The following is a 19,133-nucleotide window of genomic DNA, read 5'->3' as shown; positions in this document are numbered from 1 at the left end:
AAGAGCTGCCCGACCTATTCTTCACCTCTACTATATAAAAAAATAGTAGTACGAACCAATGCCTTGGTCTGCACTACTAATCTTAGTATGTTTTTCTTATTGTACTACTGAAGTAGGTTGGTTAATCGTAGTAAAATTAATTGTAAGATTTAAATTTCGCTAAATTTGGAGGTTTTATGAAAAACAAGAATTTGATTTGTCGTACCTCAGGTGTATACTCTGATGAATTAACAAGAGGTAAATTATACAAAGTGATTGATATGAAACAGGATAAAGAAATGGTTCGTATTAAATGTGACAATGGACGACTAAGATGGTTTTCATTATTCCACTTTAATGTGAATAGTGAGGATCTCGTAGATTTAATAAGCTGGACGTTTGATGACGAAGTATCAAATGACCCTAATGAGACAAATTGGATAGAAGTAAGTTTGAAAATGAGTGACGGGAGTGAGAGATGGTGTATTCTTTATACTCCAGAACGGTTAAAAAACTGTTTACAACAATCAAACATTTATCCAAAAGGACTCCATATAAAGCATATGATAGTTGTCAAAAGTTATAATGTGGAGGATATACAGAGTGTTTTGGATTATCTTAATCAGGAAGACGAGTTGATTGGTGCAACATTACCACTTAATAGAAGTTCTTCTTGAACATAGAGCAGTCGCTGGAAAAGATATTGAAATAAGAAAAATATGTATGTGAAGGTGATATTAAGGACCAGATAAAAAGGCGGTTCCTAGGTGTGACTGTTGTACTAATTATTTTTGCTAGTGACAAGCTCCCACCTGAGATTATAGACCTTTTAATTCACTTGAATTTGACCCTCGTAAAGAGGGAGAGGTTTATGAATCCTACAAAATTTACGAGATGAAAAATCCAACTATATAATGACTAACAAAAATTGCAACATAAATTAAAGTAATATAAGGTTGATAATCAATATAAAATTCTTTATGTGTTAACCTAAATTTATGGGGAATTAAAACCCAACTAATATAGTCAATTATTATTGAAAGTGTTGTCCATTGGATAACGGTATAAAGCATAAATTCTTTTACATGATCCGTATCAATTCCTTTACTATATAACCAAAGGAAAATTGGAAATATTAAAACATTGTAAAGAACCTGATAGGGTCTAGACTTAACATAAACGGGTGATTTTAAAAAAGTTGTACCTGCCTGTTTCGCATATTTTGAACACCAAAAAATTTATTGGTGATTAACATATGTATAAAAACTACTAAAGTTGCGACTGAATAAGCAAGCAACATCCATAAAAAAGACATACCTAAATTATTAAACAAATAACTTCACCTAACTTTCATAATATAACAATTTATACCAATTCATTGCATTATCCTATAAAATCAAGTGAATGTAAATAAAATATTCCGAAAAATATATCTATAACTTCGATGGCTTAGCAGAGTGGTGCAAACTTTATTAAGTGTAAAACAAACAAAAGCTGAACTAATATCAAAAATTAGTTCAGCTTAAAAATTGCATATTATTATGTTGTACATTAAATATAGGATCCATAAAAATTAACTGCATTTCTTTAACTCTTGATCTTAATAATAACCAGTATCTTGAGTGTTTTTGTGCATAGGTTACAGTATTCCACTAAAAAGATAGAGAGCGGTTGCCCAAATAAAAATCGCTGAGCATTTATTGAAAATATTCATAAGCTTCCCAGAGCTATCAAGTCTTTTCAACGATGCTCCGGCAATGATAAGACCTAAAAACCATAACCAAGAAATCAAAACACAAGCTGCCGTGAACAATATTTGCTCTGTGCCGCTATATTTTAAAGCACTTGTACCAATAACACCTATTGTATCTAAAATGGCATGTGGATTTAAGAGCGAAACAGATAGTGCGAATAAAATTTGCTTTTTTATAGGTAGTGCTTCATTGTTATCGGCAGTTGCTGGATTCGAACGCCAAATTGTATAGCCCATATAAAGTAAAAAAAGTATACCAACAGTCATTAAGGCGATCCGTAACCATTCAAATTGCAATACGATTAATGATAAACCAAATACTGCAAGTAGGATTAGAAGTGTATCACAAATTGCGGCTGTTATACTGGCTGGTAAGGCCCGAACTAAACGAGGCTGTGTTGCACCTTGAGAAAAGACAAAGACATTTTGTACGCCTAAAGGCAAAATAAGTCCAAACGCTAAAATCATTCCATGAAGAAATGCTTCCAATAACATTCCCTCCTTTCACTAACTATTCTAGATGTGTTATAACTAAAAGAAAACGACCAATTGGATGGTTTTTTATCCACCCAATTTCGAGGGGTGATACGAATGAACTGGCAGCCAAATAGACGGGGTGAAATGACATTACAGCAACAAATTGTGACATGGGTTATTGAGCATATCGAACGGGGCGATTGGGTGGCAGGGACAAAGCTACCAACACAAAGACAGCTAGCGATACAGTTTGGGGTAAACCGGAGTACTGTTCAGCAGGCGTTAGAGGAATTAAAAGCAGCAGGAATATTGGAATCGAAAGTAGGCTCAGGTATATTTGTAGCTCATAATTCTTGGCATTCCTTAATTACACAATCACAGCCAAATTGGCAATCCTTTATTGACACAAGCTTACATAAGCCAAATTATCATACCATTCAATTAATCAATGAATACGAGCAGCGCGATGATGTCATTCGATTAGGTACTGGGGAGCTAGCACCAAGTTTATTACCGACAGCTGAAATTGAAGCGTCATTGAAAGAGCTCTCTTTGCAACCGAAAGCTTTAGGTTATTCATCACCACAAGGTAGCGATGAACTTCGAGAAGCGATTTGCGAATACGTGATAAAAAGGGGCATTCATGCAAACCCCAGAAATGTGTGCATTGTCTCCGGTGCACTACAGGCTTTACAGCTCATTGCAGTTGGACTACTAGAACAGGGGTCTATCGTATTTCAAGAACAAACATCTTATTTAAATTCAGTGCATCCATTCCAGTCTGTAGGTATGCAAATGTTGGCTATCCATCGAGATGAACAGCTTGTACAAACTTTAGCTCAACGAAAAAGAAAAAGGCAGGCTGTATTTTATGCTGTTCCTACATTAAACAATCCGACTGGAGGGGTGTGGACTACGCATGAAAAAAAGCAGCTTTATGAAGCATGTCAACAATCTCGAATTCCTATTATTGAGGATGACGTCTATCACGAATTGCTCTTTGAAGCGGCAACGCCCCCAATTAAATCTATGGATGATAACGGGCAAGTCCTTTACATTGGAAGTGTTTCGAAAACATTAAGCCCTGGACTTAGAATTGGTTGGTTAATTGGTCCAACAACTGTTATAGAGCGGTTAGCGGATATAAAAATGCAAACGGATTACGGTTCAAGCGCCATCTCGCAGGAAATTGTGCTGCATTGGCTACAGTCCGGAAAGTATGAAAAGCATATCGTCGACTTACGCCAAAAATTACAGCAAAGAGCAGATTATGTAGAGACTATTTTACAAGAAAAATTTTATGATATTGCAGAGTGGAATAAGCCAAAAGGTGGCTTTTATATTTGGCTAAAGTTTCATGAGCCCATTGTTGATAAAGAGTTGTTTACCAAGCTATTGCAGCGCGAAGTACTCATTAATCCCGGTTATATTTACGATCCGCAAGATGCTCAACATATTCGATTATCATATGCTTATGCGACAGAGGAAGAGTTGGAAAAAGGATTAAATATCCTATTTGAGATTACAAAAAAGTAGAAATGTATAAACTTAAAGAAATCACCCATTGTATACAGGATTACATACAATGGGTGATTTCTTTTAAGTATCGGTATGTTTGATTTGTTTCAGCAAATTATGTCGACGATATATAAAAATAAGAAAAATATATGTATTTAATGTAGAATTTACCATACTTGTGTACTAAAATAGTCTTGCAAGACTAAATATAAAATAAGGAGAAACGCTTTGAGGAATCTAACTAAAATTATTTTTTTACTTATTTTTTTTCTAGTGGCTACTGTCACATTCAATAGTCTGTCCACCGATGCGACTAATGAAAAAGTCTCTAAAATACATAGAGTATCAAATCCAGAATTTTGTAAGAACAAAAATTTCCCATATGAACTGTCTAACGGATTGACAATTGGAGTGAAAAAAACTTATGCGTTCCAGTAATCTTAAAAGGAAAGAATGAAGTATATTCTTTCGGTGGCCCATTTATGGAAGGAGAAATGCAGTTCACTGTCACTGGAAATAAAGATACATTTATGTATTATAAAGATTCTGGGCGTGGTGGTGACAGTCTTGAATTAGTGGGCGTTCGCCCAAATGGAGAAATTTTCTTAGAGAAAGAGATTGATAATGGTGTAGGTATCAACGCCGAATTCCTTTCGCCTAGTATTATTGAAATAGGTATTGAGAGGTATAATGAAGACTACGTAGCTATGGGCGATAGATTTACTGGCTTATTCGATACAAAATACTATCAACTTACTAAAGATGGAGAGATGATAGAGATAGATTATATCGATCAGGAATTTGCCAACCTAGCGAAGAAGGGGCAATTAAAATGGGTGCCAGGGAATATAGGCATGAACTATAAATCTTTAAAAGCCAATAATAAAGGTACGCTTGAGTATGGCGAAATTCCTTTCTATATGACACTTAAGGCATCATACGCTTTCCCTCCTAAAAATAAGCTTGAAGGAACGGAAGCAGTTAATGCTATAGGCAAAAATACAATGATAACGGGCTCGAAAAAAGAGCTAACTGAAAAACTACAGAAATATTTCGGTAAGCCTGTAGCAGAAAAGATAAATGGTAATAGCTATGTATATGCTTACAAAGCTGGTCAATATTATGTAGTAATAGATGGAGACGGCATTAACAAAGAAGCTTATCTTTATATCGGTACAAAGAATGGTATAAATATTTTATTTTGGCCTTTTGATGGAGGCATTAAATAATCTGCATTTCATAATAAATAATGTACTTTAAGAACACATCTTATTGTGTTCTTTTTTTATTTTCGAAAAACATTATTGAGGTGAACAATCAAATGTTGGAATATTTGCTGGCGTCTAAACATCCGCCGCGGCCGCTTCTCTTTACACAAAAGCCATTTGTTGGCCTAATGCTGGACGGGATTAAAATATATAGTCATAAGTTAATTCACATTAAAAGCGAAAATGAAGAATTAATGATTTTAAACAAAGAATTAATAATATTTATTTTTTTAATTAAAAAGTTTAATTTTAATCACTTGCATTTTTAATTCCTTGTTGTATAATCAAATCAACTAGAAGGAAGGGATTTCACTATGGCTTATCAAGTTATCACAAATTGTCCTGTTTGCAGTAAGACATTGAAAATTACTAAGTTGCAGTGCTCTCATTGTCACACAACGATTGAAAATGAGTTTGAATTATCTAAGTTGGCATCTTTATCAAAGGATCAGCTTCATTTTGTAGAAGTATTTTTAACTTGCAGAGGGAATATCAAAGAAGTGGAAAAGGAACTGGGGATTTCGTATCCAACGGTTCGAGGCAAGCTAACAGACATTATCTCATCTCTTGGATATGAGCAAAAGAAGAAAAATGAAGTAGACGAGAGAAAAGTTGTCACTATGCTGGAAAATGGCGAGATTACACCAGAAGAAGCTATTAAGCTTTTAAAAGAAGAATAGGGAGGAATTTATCATGAAAGAGGAAATTGCAAGAGTATTAACAATGGTTCAAGAAGGAAAGATTGATGCAGAACAAGGATCAGAACTGATTCAAGTATTAAAGGAAAAAGAAGAAACAAGTAATGATAAGCCGACTAAATATTTAGATAAAACTTTAAAAGTCCGTGTTGTATCAGCCGAAAATGATAACGTCATGGTTAATTTACCTATAAAACTTGTCAAGGTAGTATTACTGGCTGGACACAGTATCGCAGCGAGTGTTCCTCAAGCGGAAAAATACGTTAAAGATATTGATATAAACCTTATTATTGAAGCAATTGAAAACGAATTAGATGGCCAAATTGTTGATATTAAATCGGCAAACGGGGATACCGTTTCGGTCATCATTGAGTAGTGATTTGCTTATGATGCATGTAAAAGTGAAAACAAAAGGCTTTCGGCTTAATATCCCAATGCCATATGCTATGTTAAACATTGTTATTTCAATTTTGTCCTCGAAACTTTTGCAACGAAATTTAAACAAATGGACAAAAGAGCCTTTCGAAAGAAAAAAAATAGACTTTACTTTTCCAATAATAGATAAAAACACGCTAAAGCCGATCGTCAAGGAACTGAAAAATTATAAGGGAATCGTGATAGTGGATGTCAAAGCTAAGGACGGCACAGAGGTTAAAGTTAGACTATAATTGATGATTACTAGCATTTTTAAGAAAAAGCCTAATTTCTTGATTGAAAAAAACTATTATAGCTCAAGTACGTAACCCCGTTCTTTAATCTAGGACGGGGTTAAATATGTACTAGAATCGCAAAACCTTTTGATAAAAGAATAATTCTAGTAAAGAATCATACATATTTAAATAATGATTATTTATGAAGAGGTGAACCATTGGAGAACATACCAGAGGGCTATTCTTATGTTCCACAGCCTATTCGGAAAGATGGTGCAGGTGGGGTGGATAAAGGGCCGAGAGATGTTATGAGGGATTTGGAAAATCCTGATTTGCTTGTCCCTCCTAAAACAGACGCTGGGCTTGTACCAAATTTAAAATTCTCTTTTTCTGATACGCATATGGTTTTAAAGCATGGTGGTTGGTCTCGAGAAATTACTGTTCGTGATCTCCCAATTGCTACGACATTGGCAGGTGTTAATATGAGTCTGACACCTGGCGGGGTTCGTGAGTTGCATTGGCATCAACAGGCGGAATGGTCGTATATGCTTCTTGGTCATGCACGCATTACTGCGGTCGATCAAAATGGACGTAATTTTATTGCCGATGTAGGACCGGGGGACTTATGGTATTTCCCACCAGGTATTCCTCATTCCATACAGGGTCTTGAAGATGGCTGTGAATTTTTACTAGTATTTGACGATGGGCATTTCTCAGATCTTAGTACATTTTCAATTTCTGATTGGTTTGCTCATACGCCTAAAGATGTGCTGTCCTCTAATTTTGGTGTTCCAAAGAGCGCTTTTCAACATATCCCGAAAGAACAGGTCTATATTTATCAAGATAAAGTTCCAGGATCACTAGACACACAAAAAGTACAATCGCCATATGGTACAGTCCCTCAAACTTTCAAGCATCGTCTGCTTGCTCAAACGCCTATTAAAACTCCTGGAGGTAGTGTCAGAATTGTAGACTCCACTAATTTTCCTATTTCTAAAAATATCGCAGCAGCCCTTGTCGAGATTAAGCCCGGTGCAATGAGAGAGTTGCATTGGCACCCGAATAATGATGAATGGCAATATTATTTACAAGGAAAAGGGCGCATGACAGTGTTTGCAGCAAATGGTGTGGCTAGAACATTTGATTATCGTGCAGGTGATGTTGGATATGTGCCGTTTGCAAATGGTCACTATCTTGAGAATACCGGTACGGAGACGTTATGGTTCCTTGAAATGTTTAAAAGTGATAGATTTCAGGATGTTTCGTTAAATCAATGGATGGCTCTTACTCCATCTGAGCTAGTACAAAGTAATTTAAATATTGGTCCTGAACTTCTACATGTATTAAGGAAGGAAAAGTGGCCAGTCGTGAAATATCCTGGGTTTTCATATTATCCAAAGTAAGCATATAGAAAAGCAGGTGAGATTTTTTCTCACCTGCTTATTTTAATATTGATATTTATTTCTAGTAGTAAGCAGTATACCGATTGCTGGAACCGTACAAATAAGCATTGCTGCAAATGATAGTCCAGGAGAAATTTCGTATAAATATCCGCCTAAAAATGTAAGGATAGCTGTACTTAATCCCATTGCTAATGCAGAGTAGATGCCTTGTGCATTTGGAATTTGCTCCTTTGGCAATGTTTTTGTTAAATAGCTGATAAAAGCGTAATGCGCAAGAGCAAAAGATAATGCATGTAATGTTTGAGAAGCGATAAATACCCAAACATTCGGGAATAAGTAAATAAGTAACCAACGTAAAGATGAACCACTTGCTGCTAAAAGTAATAAAGAAGATGATCGCCATTTTTTAAATAGTGTATCAGCCTTCATAAAGTATAAGATTTCGCACATAACGGCGATGTTTATAATCATCCCCATGTAGAATGGGTCGACATGTAAATCCCCTAAATATATATAGCCGTAGCTGTAATAAGAAGCGTGTGCGCCTTGCAACAGAATAACGACTAATAAAACAATAGGGAAGCCTTTAATAGTCCATAATGTTTTCATCGACAACGATTTTGCACGTTGTTCTTTCGTCGGTACAATGAGTAGCTCTTGTGGTGTAGCCATTTGCTGCATCAACAGCATACCGATCAGGCCGACCACCATACTCCAAAAGATAATGTCATTGCCAAATGCACCTGTCAGCATGCTAATGATTAATACTGCAATGACAAAGCCAAGGGAACCATAGGAGCGGCTTTTACCATAGTGGACATTTCCATTCTGTACGAGTGTTGCCGCACTACTTTCAACGGCAGGAAGCAGTGCTGGATAGAAAACACTAAATATAAGGGTAACGATAAGAAGCGAGATAAAGCTCGTGCTTGGTATGTAAAGTAAAGTTGTGAGTAGGGCACCTATTGCTAGAATACTAGTGAGTCGTTTATTATTCACATATTTTGCAAGCATCGGGAAGAAAAATAAATTTGAGATTGCTCGTGCTAAAAGCCCACAGCCCATTACGACGCTAGCCTGTGAAACTGTAAGATGTTTGGCATCAACAAGCCAACCAGTCCAGTAAGGTAAGAAAATACCCCATGTAAAGAAAAATGCAAAGAAATTTTGAGAAAGCCATCGTTGATTGTTCATAAAATTACGTACCTCCATTAACTATGTTGAATAATAGCACGTTCATCGATACAATAATGTGAGATATCTCACATTTTTTCGAAGGAGAGAGTAAAAATGCATATACTGACAGCTGAGGAACGTTCATACTATCTCGATAAATATCCAATAGATGATTTTTTTTCTTTTGAAATTGATCCATTTTTAGAAATATGTAAGTTTGATAAGGGTGAATGGATTTTTCAAGAAGGGTCATTTCCAAATACGCTATACTACATGATCGAGGGAAAGGCGAAGCTATACATGACACACAAAAATGGCAAAGTCTCGCTTATCGATTACTTGAAGGCACCACTTTTTATGGGGGAAATTGAGTTACTTAATGAGGCAAGATATACGAAGGGGATTCAGACAGTAACCGAGACGATTTGTTTTTCGATTAAACAGTCCTGTAAAGAAAAATTACTCACGGATGTACTATTTTTACGTAAACTTTGTGTGTTTTTAGGGGAAAAGGCGTTCAAAATGACGTCAAAATATACACAAAATCAAGCATTTCCACTTGAAAATCGACTTGCTGCATTTATTCAATTTTCGTCAGATCAAGGAGTCTATAAAGAAAAGCATACTGAAATCTGTGAATATTTAGGGGTTTCCTATCGACATTTATTATATGTACTTGCACAATTTTGCGAAGAAAAAATTTTAGAGAAGAAAAAGAATGGCTATTACATTATTAATGAAGAGCGTCTTTCCGAATTGGCTCAGGAAATACAGTGAGGAGTGCTATTACTTATTGTATTCACTTTTTTTAACTAACCAGCGTGCTATCTCCTTCCCGCTATGGTAAAAGTAAGCCTCATTGACTCTTTGGTTTTGTAGGGAGATATCTAGGGTTTCTTCCGTAACGCCAAAAGGTATAACCCCTAAACATTGGTGTGTGAGGTGTGGGATCTTTTTGTGCTTTACCTCAGTTTCAATGTGAGCTTTAGCAGATTTTTGTGCATTTCGGAATGGACGAGTAAGTAATTCTCCTTGTTCCAATGTTGTGCTTGGCGAATAACAATTACCTTTCATTCAACATGCCCCCTTTGTCGTTAGTTTTATTGTACAAGACATGCGGTGGAAAAAGTCTTCATTTACAAGGCTTTAACTAAAACTTAAAGGTTAGTTAATCAATTATGCCTCGGCATAATTGCGTCCGGAATCGGCTTTGTGCTTGCACAAAGAACTCCTTTCCGATTTCCGTGACATCCGCCGGAGGCATTAACTTCTTTCAGCGGATGTTTGTATATCCGCTGAAAGAAGTTAAATATGTAACCGTATTCATGCCATTTACGAATAGAAATCATAGAAAACTTGTATGATTTTAAGAGAAAAACTCGTACTCAAACTATTGTGAATTTTCCTAACACAACGTATTATTGTAAGTAGAGTTAACGTGAAGGACTTCACATAGTCACGTAATCGTGAGGAGGAATTTTTAATGAGTGCAATTCGAGTAGGTATTGTAGGTTATGGAAATTTAGGACGTGGTGTAGAGTATGCTATTTCACAAAATCCAGATATGGAGTTAGTAGCGGTATTCACACGTCGCGATCCATCAACTGTAAACATTGCGAGTAATGCTAACGTATATTTAGTAGATGATGCTGAAAAATTCCAAAATGACATTGATGTAATGATTTTATGTGGTGGCTCAGCAACAGATTTACCTGAGCAAGGACCACACTTTGCACAATGGTTTAATACAATTGATAGCTTTGATACTCATGCGAAAATTCCTGAGTTTTTCGAGGCTGTAGACGCAGCGGCACAAGAGTCTGGTAAAGTATCCGTCATTTCAGTTGGCTGGGATCCAGGTTTATTCTCATTAAATCGTATACTAGGGGAGACAGTTCTACCAGTAGGCACAACTTATACATTCTGGGGAGACGGTTTAAGTCAAGGTCACTCAGATGCTGTGCGTCGTATTGAAGGTGTTAAAAATGCGGTACAATACACATTACCAATTCAAGAGGCAGTAGACCGTGTTCGTAACGGTGAAAATCCTGAGCTGACAACGCGTGAAAAGCATGCACGTGAATGTTGGGTAGTTCTTGAAGAAGGTGCAGATGGGGCGAAAGTTGAGCAAGAAATCGTGACGATGCCGAACTATTTTGATGAGTATGACACAATTGTAAACTTTATTTCTGAAGAGGAATTTAAAGCAAACCACACAGGCATGCCACACGGTGGATTCGTTATTCGTAGTGGAGAAAGCGGAGCTAACGAAAAACAAATTCTTGAATTCTCATTAAAACTTGAAAGTAATCCAAACTTCACATCTAGTGTTTTAGTAGCATTTGCTCGTGCAGCACATCGTCTAAACCAAGCTGGAGACAAAGGTGCTAAAACAGTATTCGATATCCCATTCGGTCTGTTATCACCAAAATCAGCTGCTGAATTACGTAAGGAACTTTTATAATTTTAACCTATTAAACTACCCGATTATCATTTAGTTGATAATCGGGTTTTTCGAATTTAGCAATTCATTTTGTTAAATCACTATATAGCTAAACTATAAATGAAAGCACCATCAAAAGCTGGGGATGACGAAATTAACGACTACACAAATGCTAACTTTCCGTAAAGGGAGCATATCGAAATAAAATCATTGGACTTTATTAATTGTATTTATTGTAAAATAAATACTTTTTGTGCTTATAATAAAATTAGGTTATTAAAATCTACTTAAGTAGTTTTACATTGTAACGTTGCTGCTTTGTAAAAAAGGATAGATTGGGGGAGTTTCAAATAGAAAAAGTGAATTTTTTTAATAGTGAACTATTTCATAAAAATGCTGAGAAATCATTTTTGATTCACGCAAATAAAATACAAGAATTGCTACCAGAGGCTGATATTCAACATGTTGGTAGTTCAGCAATTCCTAATAGCATTACTAAAGGTGATTTAGATATCCAAGTACGTGTTAATGCTGAACAATTTTCGAATGCCATAGAACTACTATCAAATTTATATGAAAGAAATGATGAAAGTGTTAAAACAGCTACATTTAGGGCATTTAAAGATGATACAACTAATCCTCCTTTAGGGGTTCAATTAACTGTAATTGATTCTGAGTTTGATTTCTTTTGGAAATTTAGAGACGTTTTATTGGCAAATAATGAATATCGCGATGCATATGATAAATTGAAGAAAGAGTACGAAGCTAAATCAATGGATGCCTATAGGGAAGCTAAAGATATCTTTTTCCAAAGATTAATGGAAACTCCTGAGTTTAAGAGATACGATAAATAATTTTGATTATTCATCGGATAGTAAGGAAACTTGAAAAAAGTTGGTAACGGTAAAATCAATTTGATAAACTTGAAGTACCAAGCGAAAACTCCACCCGTGGTTTGTCTCAGCAACAATTGCGATACGTGAGTTTTCGCTTTTATTTGATATATAAATGTAAAGATTTCATAAGATCAGCCCCGCGATATTATGATGAACTCATAAAAGATTTTAACTCTGAAGACTTGTAACCTTACATAACCAGTTGAATGGGGAGGTTATCACTAAATGACGACAGACATTATTATTCAATCAAAATGTATTTCACCGAGTCCGTCTAATCATTGTATTAGTAGAGCTACATTAATGAGAACATTAAATAAGAGTCTAGACCATAGTTGCACGCTTATTCATAGTGGTGCTGGGTATGGCAAAACAACAATCCTTACACAATTTCTACATGCACAATCAAGCAAATTTTCCTGGTATAGTGTGTCGGAGGAAGATGATAATATATTGCCGTTTTTAAGGCATTTATTTTTTAGTATCACACGAATTGTTCCGGGCTTCGGCCAAGAATTCGATGCTTGGAATCAATTATCCCGTTTTCCAAAAATTGAAGAACTTAATCGTTGGTTTAAGCTGTTTGTCAATAGTTTATGTGAAATCGAAGAAGCAATATTAATTGTCATCGATGACTACCATCTCGTTGACCATGAATTTCATATAAATTATGTGATGGAAAAAATAATTGAGTTTTCACCACCGAATGTTCACTTTATCATTGCCTCTAGAACGATGCCGAATTGGGATATTACGAGGAGATTAAAACTACAAAAGAAATTACTTGTAATTGCAGAAAAAGAATTAGCATTTTCCTCAGAGGAGATCGCTGTTTTTTTCGAGGATTATGCAGAGGTGCATTTAACAGAGGTTGAAATAGCGAAGGTTGTGGAAATTACAGAGGGCTGGGCAATTAGTATTTCTTTATTAGCCGAGCAATGGAACGATGAGACATTAGCTCATTGGCTAAATATTTCTACAAATGATCTTTTCACCTATTTATCGGAGGAAGTTTATCTTAAGATGTCTGCATTTGAGCAAGAGGTATTATTAAAGCTGGCGATTTTCCCCACTTTCTCAGAGGAGTTAATATCGCAATTTTATAGTACGGAAATTGCACAAGTGTTAAAACTGTTTGTCCAGCGACATTTATTTATTCAACCTATCACGAAGGATGGTTTGTATCGTTTTCATGCCTTGTTTAGTCGATTTTTAGAGGCAAAGTGGCCACAACAAAATGCTTCACAGTATATTACATTGCATAAACAAGCAGCATTGTATTATGTAATGCAAAACAATATTCAAGCCGTTCTTCATCACGCATTTAAAACGAATGATCAGGATTTTTGTGGAGAGCTATTACAAAATCATGCTGAAAGTCTAGTCCGTGCTGGGCAATTTGAGTGGTTATTAGAAAAGATAAACAGATTTACAGCTAATGAAAAGTCCGAATATTATAAATTGTATTATTTTGAAGGTGAGTGCCACCGCTATCGTGCTTACTATGAAAAAGCAAAGCAGTCGTATGAAAATTGTGCAAACATCGCAAAAAGTAAAAACGATTATCTGTTTATGACAAAAGCGCAGGCAGGTTTAGCACATATTTATCTCGATACAATTCAGCCAGCATTGGCAGAGCCACATTTAAAGAAGGCTTTAGAGTTAGCGAATCATACGCCGTTAAACAAAGAGGAACTTCTCGAATTACAACGTCAGTATGCAGAAAATCTTGTGAATCTAGGGAAGGCGAAAGGCGCACAAGTATTTACCGATGAGGTTGCTTTAACGGAGGACGTGCTACAAAGAGCAAATGTCGATGTTCGAATATTGTTAAGAACAGGACAGCTATTAGAAGCGAAGGAATTACTGACGAAGAGATTGGAATTACCACCACAGCTTGTCGCGACACATAGAGAGAGTGAGCTACTAGCATCATTTGTCTATGCGCTTTTAGGGCTGGGGAAGGATGCATGGTATGCCGCTCAACATGGAATTCGTAGGGGACTACGTGAAAAATCGATTTTTATAGAGGCTGTTGGCTATATTCGCAAAGCACATGCTTACCTATTAGTGGATTTTCCTGATTATCAAGGAGCCTGCCAAGCTTATGAGAAAGCTCTTACATTAATGAATACTATTAATATTTCTCGCGTAAAAGCCGAACCTTACATGGGACTAGCAATTGTCAAACATGCGCAAGGAGATATTATCTCAGCTAAAAAATATATAGCACTCGGCTTACAGGAAACAGAGCAAGTACAAGACGCGTGGATGACCGCTCTAATATTAATTGCTGAAGTGAAAATCATTCTTTCTCAACATGAATATGAACGAGCCGGACAATTATTAATGAAGGCACAGCGATTATTTCACAATTGTGGTGATCAAAATGGTGTAATGCATGTACTATTCTTTCAATCTGTCATTGCTTTCAAAGAAAATAAACCGCAACCATTCAATCATTATTTTCAGCAGTTTGCCCAGTTATGCATCGCAAATGGCTATGACTACTTTTTACAAAGAAAAACCATTCTCGGTCCAGCGAATGGGATGATCTTTTATGAGCTTTTACAATTTAGTAGAAAGTCCGAAGGGGAAAATGCCGCTATTTTAACGATGCGTAGCTATTTTCAGGTTGAGAACAATATCATCTATCCTGATGAGGAAATGCAGGTGAATTTTTTAGGAAGTTTAAATTTAACAAGAAATCATCGAAAGCTTGAGGATAAAGAATGGCAGCGCGATAAATCGAAGGAGCTTTTTGTCTATTTATATTGTCATCGCAATCGTTTTACGCCAAAGGAAGAGATTGCACAGGCGTTATGGCCAGAGCGAAATGTTGATTCACTCGATCGAGGTTTTAAAGTTGTTTTGAATACGTTATTAAAGGTTCTTGAGCCTAATAGAAATGCGCGTCAAGATAGCTTTTTCATTCAGCGTAAAAATAATATGTATCAATTGCAGCATACTCAATTTCTGCAAATTGATGTCGAGCGCTTTCTCTATTTTTATGAATTAGGGATGGAGGAGTTCGATCCACAATTGTCAAACGAATGGTTGTATCTAGCTGAAACAAGCTATACGGATACACTTTATGCTGAAAAAAAGCAGTTAGATTGGCTTATACAGGATCGAGAAAAACTTCAATCTTTGTATATTGAAGTACTGGAAAGGTTAGCACAAAATGCGACGAGGCAGCAAAACTATAAGCAAGCTATTTTTTATGCAGAAAGAATGATTCGTGAGGATGCATTATGGGAAGAAGGCTATCGCTTGTTAATGTATAGTTACTATCAATTACAAAACCGCTCCCTTGCATTAAAATGGTATGAAAAATGTGTGCAGCAATTAAAAAGGGAACTAAATACAACACCGATGGAATCGACGATGGTTGTTTATGATTTGATAATCGGCTAGTGTATATGATGTAATTGGTTATTTTTGGGGCATCTATGACATGGAGGTGATTTCCGTTTCGACTGGGCGCTTTGCTAGGGTGTCCGAGGAGTTTCCCAGTCGGAACGAAAATCAACTAGCTCCTACAAGGAAAAAACATAACAACTTTTGATGAGCATTTATATGCATTAATCAATAATTTTTATAATAATTGGAGGTACTACTATGTCATTTTGTAAGGTAAGTAAAGCGAATATTTACTATGAAGTGATTGGAACCGGAACACCAATCGTAATGCTTCATGGCTATTCGCCAGATCATAGATTAATGAAAGGCTGTATGGAGCCTGTTTTTGCCGAAAGGGAAGGCTGGAAACGAATTTATATTGACCTTCCAGGAATGGGCAAGACGACAGACTATGAAAAGATCAATGACTCAGATGAAATGCTAGAGGCCGTTGTAGAACTAATACACGCATTACTACCAAACGAACGGTATTTATTGGTAGGAGAATCTTATGGTGGATATTTAGTGAGAGGAATAATGAGGGAGTATCAAGACCAAATTTTAGGGGCTGCTTTTATTTGTCCGTTGATTATTCCTGATAAAGAAGGTCGAACAGTCCCAGAACAAAGTATTGTCTCGGCAGATAAAGAATTTTTATCGACAATAACGAAAGAGGAACTAGAGGATTTTAGTTCACATCTTGTTGTTTTAAATGAATACAATTGTCATCGCTATACAAATGAAGTGTTAGCAGGCCAAAGAAACGCAGATGTGGAATTTTTAGAAAAAATCCAAAAAGGCTATCGTTTTTCATTTCCTGTAGATGAAATTTCATTTGATAAACCGTGCTTATTTTTGTTGGGCAAACAGGATTCCATGGTTGGCTATAAGAACGCTTTTGCGATTTTAGATAAATTCCCAAGAGCAACTTTCACAATTTTAGATAAGGCTGGGCATAATTTGCAAATTGAACAAGCGGATTTGTTTAATAGCCTTATGTATGAATGGTTAGATAGGGTAGAGGTAATTAACGATTGAATAACATTTTGTGAGTAGGAGACAGAATGAAATCTTTAAAATCTATTGATTAATTCACTTACTCAATATTTTCAAAGGGTTCTTTCTGTCCATTTTTTCACTTCTTTTCCATATAGGTGAATTTCCCATCGAACGAATTATATTTGCGTAATGAATATAGAAGAAGCATTAGCATTAAAGTAATCGAATTTAGTAGAAGGGATAGTTGCAAATGGATATTAGGAAAATGCGATATTTCATAATGGTGGCAGAAGAATTGAATTTTAGTCGTGCGGCAGAACGTCTTAGGATGGCGCAACCTCCTTTAAGCCAAGAAATTCGTAAATTAGAAGAAGAATTGGGAGTTCAACTTTTTCATCGAACGAAAAGAATGGTTGAGCTTACGGATGCTGGGAAGATATTTTTAGAAGGATCTCAACAAACACTGCTTCAGTTAGAAAGAACTATAAAAGAAACACAACTCGCAGCTGAAGGGAAAATAGGGAGCTTAATTATTGGTTTTGTCGATTCCACAGAAATTGTTATAGAAGTTCTTAATAAATATCGAGAACGCTTTCCTAAAATCCATCTTATATTACGTGAAATGACAACAGAGCAGCAATTAAAAGCACTTTATGAGAAACAAATTCATATTGGATTTATTCGTTCTAAACAGAACAACGGAATACTCTCTTCTGAAGTTTGTTCAGAAGAATCTTTAAGATTGGTTTTACATCAAGATCATCCTTTCGCCTCATTGCCCGAAATACCACTCCGATTGTTGATGGATGAACCATTTATTTTGTTTCCACGTCATATGGGTCCAAGTTTTTATGATTTAATTATTAGCTACTTTTGGGATCATGGTGTAAGCTTAAATGTTGTTCAAGAAGCAATTCAAATGCAAACGATTGTTAATTTAGTGGCAACCGGAATGGGAGTTTCTGTCGTTCCATCGTCGGTGGAAAGTTATAAACATCCTGGGGTTATCTATAAAAAAATCCAAGAGACTACACCAAAGGTAAATTTGTATGTTGGTTGGAGAGAAGATGAAAAATCTGCAGTAGTAAATCATTTCTTAACAGTTGTAAGAGAGATGTATTCGATTTTGCAATTTAATCACCAAAAATAAAAGCCCATCCTAAAGGGGATGGGTAATAAAATATTATTAACCTGTTTTACTCGGATCGTACTCAACGAAACCTTCTAATACTTTGTCAATCTGATTCATAATTTCAATGTCTAGTTTGACACCAGAAGCGAGCGCGTTCTCTCTGACCTGTTCTGGGCTCGAGGCACCGATAATCGCTGAGGAAACGTTCTGGTTTTGTAGTACCCAAGCTACTGCAAGTTGAGCGAGGGTAAGATCAATCTCTTGTGCGATGGGTTTAAGCTTCTGAATAGCAGTGAGTACATTGTCGTTCATCCAACGTTGTGCAAGCTTATTAAAGAATGGTTTGCCAGCCGAAGAATTAGCACGCGACTGGGCTGGTACTGGTTTTTGGGGTAGATATTTTCCAGTGAGAACACCTTGTGCTAAAGGCGACCATACTACTTGCCCAAGTCCTTCACGTTGACAGGTTGGTATAATATCGCTTTCGATAACTCTCCACAACATTGAATACTGGGGTTGGCTTGCAATGAACGGAATATTCAATTCCCGTGCAAGTGCTGCACCACGGGTGATTTGTTCTGCTGTCCACTCACTTACACCGATATAAAGCACTTTACCTTGTCTTACAAGATCCGCGAAAGCTAACATCGTTTCTTCAAGAGGAGTAGTTGGATCAAATCTGTGTGCATAATAGACATCTATATAGTCAGTTTGTAATCGACGCAAAGATGCATTACAATTTTCTAGAATATGTTTTCGTGATAAACCTTTATCGTTTTGCCCATTCCCAGTCGGATGGGACACCTTTGTACATAGTTCAATGCTCTCCCGGCGTATACCTTGTAAAGACCTGCCGAGTACTTCTTCAGCTTTAGTTTCTGAATAAACATCAGCAGTATCGAATGTAGTTATACCGACATCTAGTGCTGCTTTAACACACTCTTTTGCAGTATCCTCATCTACTTTACCCCCATGATTTATCCAGTTTCCGTATGCTATCTTGCTTATTGTTAATCCGCTATTGCCAAGTTTACTAAACTCCATTCTAGTCCCTCCTTTTGAAAGTGCTATCTTCATTATAAAAACCAGATTTCAATATGGGTAATATATTATTACTTATGAATTAATATGAAATTTATATAATAAAACTGCTTTGCTGTTGTTGCAGAAAAAGTGGCACATCACACTTTTGAAGTTAGATATCGATATTTTTCAAAAGTTGGGTGATAAATTGATAAAGTTGGTCGATAAACAATCAAAAATTCTTGATAAACAATCAAAAATTCTCGATAAATCTCAAAATTGTTTCGATAAACCCCTCATCCCCGAAAAAACCACA

At 36.1% G+C, this 19,133-nt stretch carries 17 protein-coding genes; 13 read left to right on the top strand and 4 right to left on the bottom strand.

Going from position 1 to position 19,133, the window contains the following annotated elements:
- The first annotated feature begins 176 nt into the window (after nucleotides 1-176).
- Complete coding sequence (locus B1B04_RS13460; RefSeq protein ID WP_079561960.1) at nucleotides 177-656, top strand: hypothetical protein; 480 nt, start codon at nucleotides 177-179, stop codon at nucleotides 654-656.
- A 962-nt stretch (nucleotides 657-1,618) separates the two neighbouring features.
- On the opposite strand, the gene B1B04_RS13450 is transcribed toward B1B04_RS13460, so the two are convergent.
- Nucleotides 1,619-2,221 carry a LysE/ArgO family amino acid transporter gene (locus tag B1B04_RS13450; protein ID WP_079561959.1) on the bottom strand — a complete coding sequence of 201 codons (603 nt, stop codon included), beginning with the start codon at nucleotides 2,219-2,221 and terminating at the stop codon, nucleotides 1,619-1,621.
- A gap of 102 nt (nucleotides 2,222-2,323) precedes the next feature.
- Here B1B04_RS13450 and B1B04_RS13445 point away from each other — a divergent pair, with 102 nt between their 5' ends.
- From B1B04_RS13445 to B1B04_RS13410, 6 genes are all read left to right on the top strand, one after another.
- Complete coding sequence (locus B1B04_RS13445; RefSeq protein ID WP_079561958.1) at nucleotides 2,324-3,745, top strand: aminotransferase-like domain-containing protein; 1,422 nt, start codon at nucleotides 2,324-2,326, stop codon at nucleotides 3,743-3,745.
- A gap of 464 nt (nucleotides 3,746-4,209) precedes the next feature.
- Nucleotides 4,210-4,956 carry a hypothetical protein gene (locus B1B04_RS13435; RefSeq protein ID WP_079561956.1) on the top strand — a complete coding sequence of 249 codons (747 nt, stop codon included), beginning with the start codon at nucleotides 4,210-4,212 and terminating at the stop codon, nucleotides 4,954-4,956.
- A 353-nt stretch (nucleotides 4,957-5,309) separates the two neighbouring features.
- Complete coding sequence (locus tag B1B04_RS13425) at nucleotides 5,310-5,675, top strand: DUF2089 domain-containing protein (protein WP_079561954.1); 366 nt, start codon at nucleotides 5,310-5,312, stop codon at nucleotides 5,673-5,675.
- A 13-nt stretch (nucleotides 5,676-5,688) separates the two neighbouring features.
- Nucleotides 5,689-6,069 carry an SHOCT-like domain-containing protein gene (locus B1B04_RS13420; protein ID WP_079561953.1) on the top strand — a complete coding sequence of 127 codons (381 nt, stop codon included), beginning with the start codon at nucleotides 5,689-5,691 and terminating at the stop codon, nucleotides 6,067-6,069.
- Nucleotides 6,070-6,079: 10 nt separating this feature from the next.
- Nucleotides 6,080-6,361: a hypothetical protein gene (locus B1B04_RS26200; RefSeq protein WP_079561952.1), complete on the top strand. Its 282-nt coding sequence runs from the start codon at nucleotides 6,080-6,082 to the stop codon at nucleotides 6,359-6,361.
- 200 nt (nucleotides 6,362-6,561) lie between these two features.
- Nucleotides 6,562-7,746 carry an oxalate decarboxylase family bicupin gene (locus B1B04_RS13410; RefSeq protein ID WP_079561951.1) on the top strand — a complete coding sequence of 395 codons (1,185 nt, stop codon included), beginning with the start codon at nucleotides 6,562-6,564 and terminating at the stop codon, nucleotides 7,744-7,746.
- A 42-nt stretch (nucleotides 7,747-7,788) separates the two neighbouring features.
- Here the strand turns inward: B1B04_RS13410 and B1B04_RS13405 are convergent, their stop codons facing one another.
- Nucleotides 7,789-8,940 (bottom strand): MFS transporter, encoded by a 1,152-nt coding sequence (locus B1B04_RS13405; RefSeq protein WP_079561950.1) that lies wholly within the window; start codon nucleotides 8,938-8,940, stop codon nucleotides 7,789-7,791.
- Nucleotides 8,941-9,036: 96 nt separating this feature from the next.
- Between B1B04_RS13405 and yeiL the strand changes: the two genes are divergently transcribed.
- Complete coding sequence (yeiL, locus tag B1B04_RS13400; RefSeq protein ID WP_079561949.1) at nucleotides 9,037-9,699, top strand: transcriptional regulator YeiL; 663 nt, start codon at nucleotides 9,037-9,039, stop codon at nucleotides 9,697-9,699.
- A 9-nt stretch (nucleotides 9,700-9,708) separates the two neighbouring features.
- Here the strand turns inward: yeiL and B1B04_RS13395 are convergent, their stop codons facing one another.
- Nucleotides 9,709-9,996, bottom strand: coding sequence for a hypothetical protein (locus tag B1B04_RS13395; protein ID WP_079561948.1), 288 nt, complete (start codon nucleotides 9,994-9,996; stop codon nucleotides 9,709-9,711).
- A 409-nt stretch (nucleotides 9,997-10,405) separates the two neighbouring features.
- Between B1B04_RS13395 and B1B04_RS13390 the strand changes: the two genes are divergently transcribed.
- The 5 genes from B1B04_RS13390 to B1B04_RS13370 all read left to right on the top strand — a co-directional run bounded on the left by B1B04_RS13390 (nucleotide 10,406) and on the right by B1B04_RS13370 (nucleotide 17,812).
- Nucleotides 10,406-11,386 (top strand): diaminopimelate dehydrogenase, encoded by a 981-nt coding sequence (locus tag B1B04_RS13390; RefSeq protein ID WP_079561947.1) that lies wholly within the window; start codon nucleotides 10,406-10,408, stop codon nucleotides 11,384-11,386.
- 314 nt (nucleotides 11,387-11,700) lie between these two features.
- On the top strand, nucleotides 11,701-12,219 hold the full coding sequence (locus B1B04_RS13385) for a GrpB family protein (protein ID WP_240518297.1): 519 nt from the start codon (nucleotides 11,701-11,703) through the stop codon (nucleotides 12,217-12,219).
- 267 nt (nucleotides 12,220-12,486) lie between these two features.
- Nucleotides 12,487-15,678 (top strand): AfsR/SARP family transcriptional regulator, encoded by a 3,192-nt coding sequence (locus B1B04_RS13380; RefSeq protein WP_079561946.1) that lies wholly within the window; start codon nucleotides 12,487-12,489, stop codon nucleotides 15,676-15,678.
- Nucleotides 15,679-15,882: 204 nt separating this feature from the next.
- The gene (locus tag B1B04_RS13375) at nucleotides 15,883-16,701 is read left to right on the top strand and encodes an alpha/beta fold hydrolase (RefSeq protein WP_079561945.1); all 819 of its coding nucleotides are present in this window, start codon (nucleotides 15,883-15,885) and stop codon (nucleotides 16,699-16,701) included.
- 211 nt (nucleotides 16,702-16,912) lie between these two features.
- Nucleotides 16,913-17,812 carry a LysR substrate-binding domain-containing protein gene (locus B1B04_RS13370; RefSeq protein ID WP_079561944.1) on the top strand — a complete coding sequence of 300 codons (900 nt, stop codon included), beginning with the start codon at nucleotides 16,913-16,915 and terminating at the stop codon, nucleotides 17,810-17,812.
- Nucleotides 17,813-17,848: 36 nt separating this feature from the next.
- Here the strand turns inward: B1B04_RS13370 and B1B04_RS13365 are convergent, their stop codons facing one another.
- Nucleotides 17,849-18,838 carry an aldo/keto reductase family protein gene (locus B1B04_RS13365; protein WP_079561943.1) on the bottom strand — a complete coding sequence of 330 codons (990 nt, stop codon included), beginning with the start codon at nucleotides 18,836-18,838 and terminating at the stop codon, nucleotides 17,849-17,851.
- Between the last annotated feature and the right edge of the window lie 295 nt (nucleotides 18,839-19,133).

The sequence above is a fragment of the Lysinibacillus sp. KCTC 33748 genome, assembly GCF_002237755.1.
In the GTDB taxonomy this organism is placed as follows: domain Bacteria; phylum Bacillota; class Bacilli; order Bacillales_A; family Planococcaceae; genus Lysinibacillus.
The sequence above is the reverse complement of the archived record's forward strand: the minus strand, read 5'-3'. Positions and strand labels throughout refer to the sequence as shown.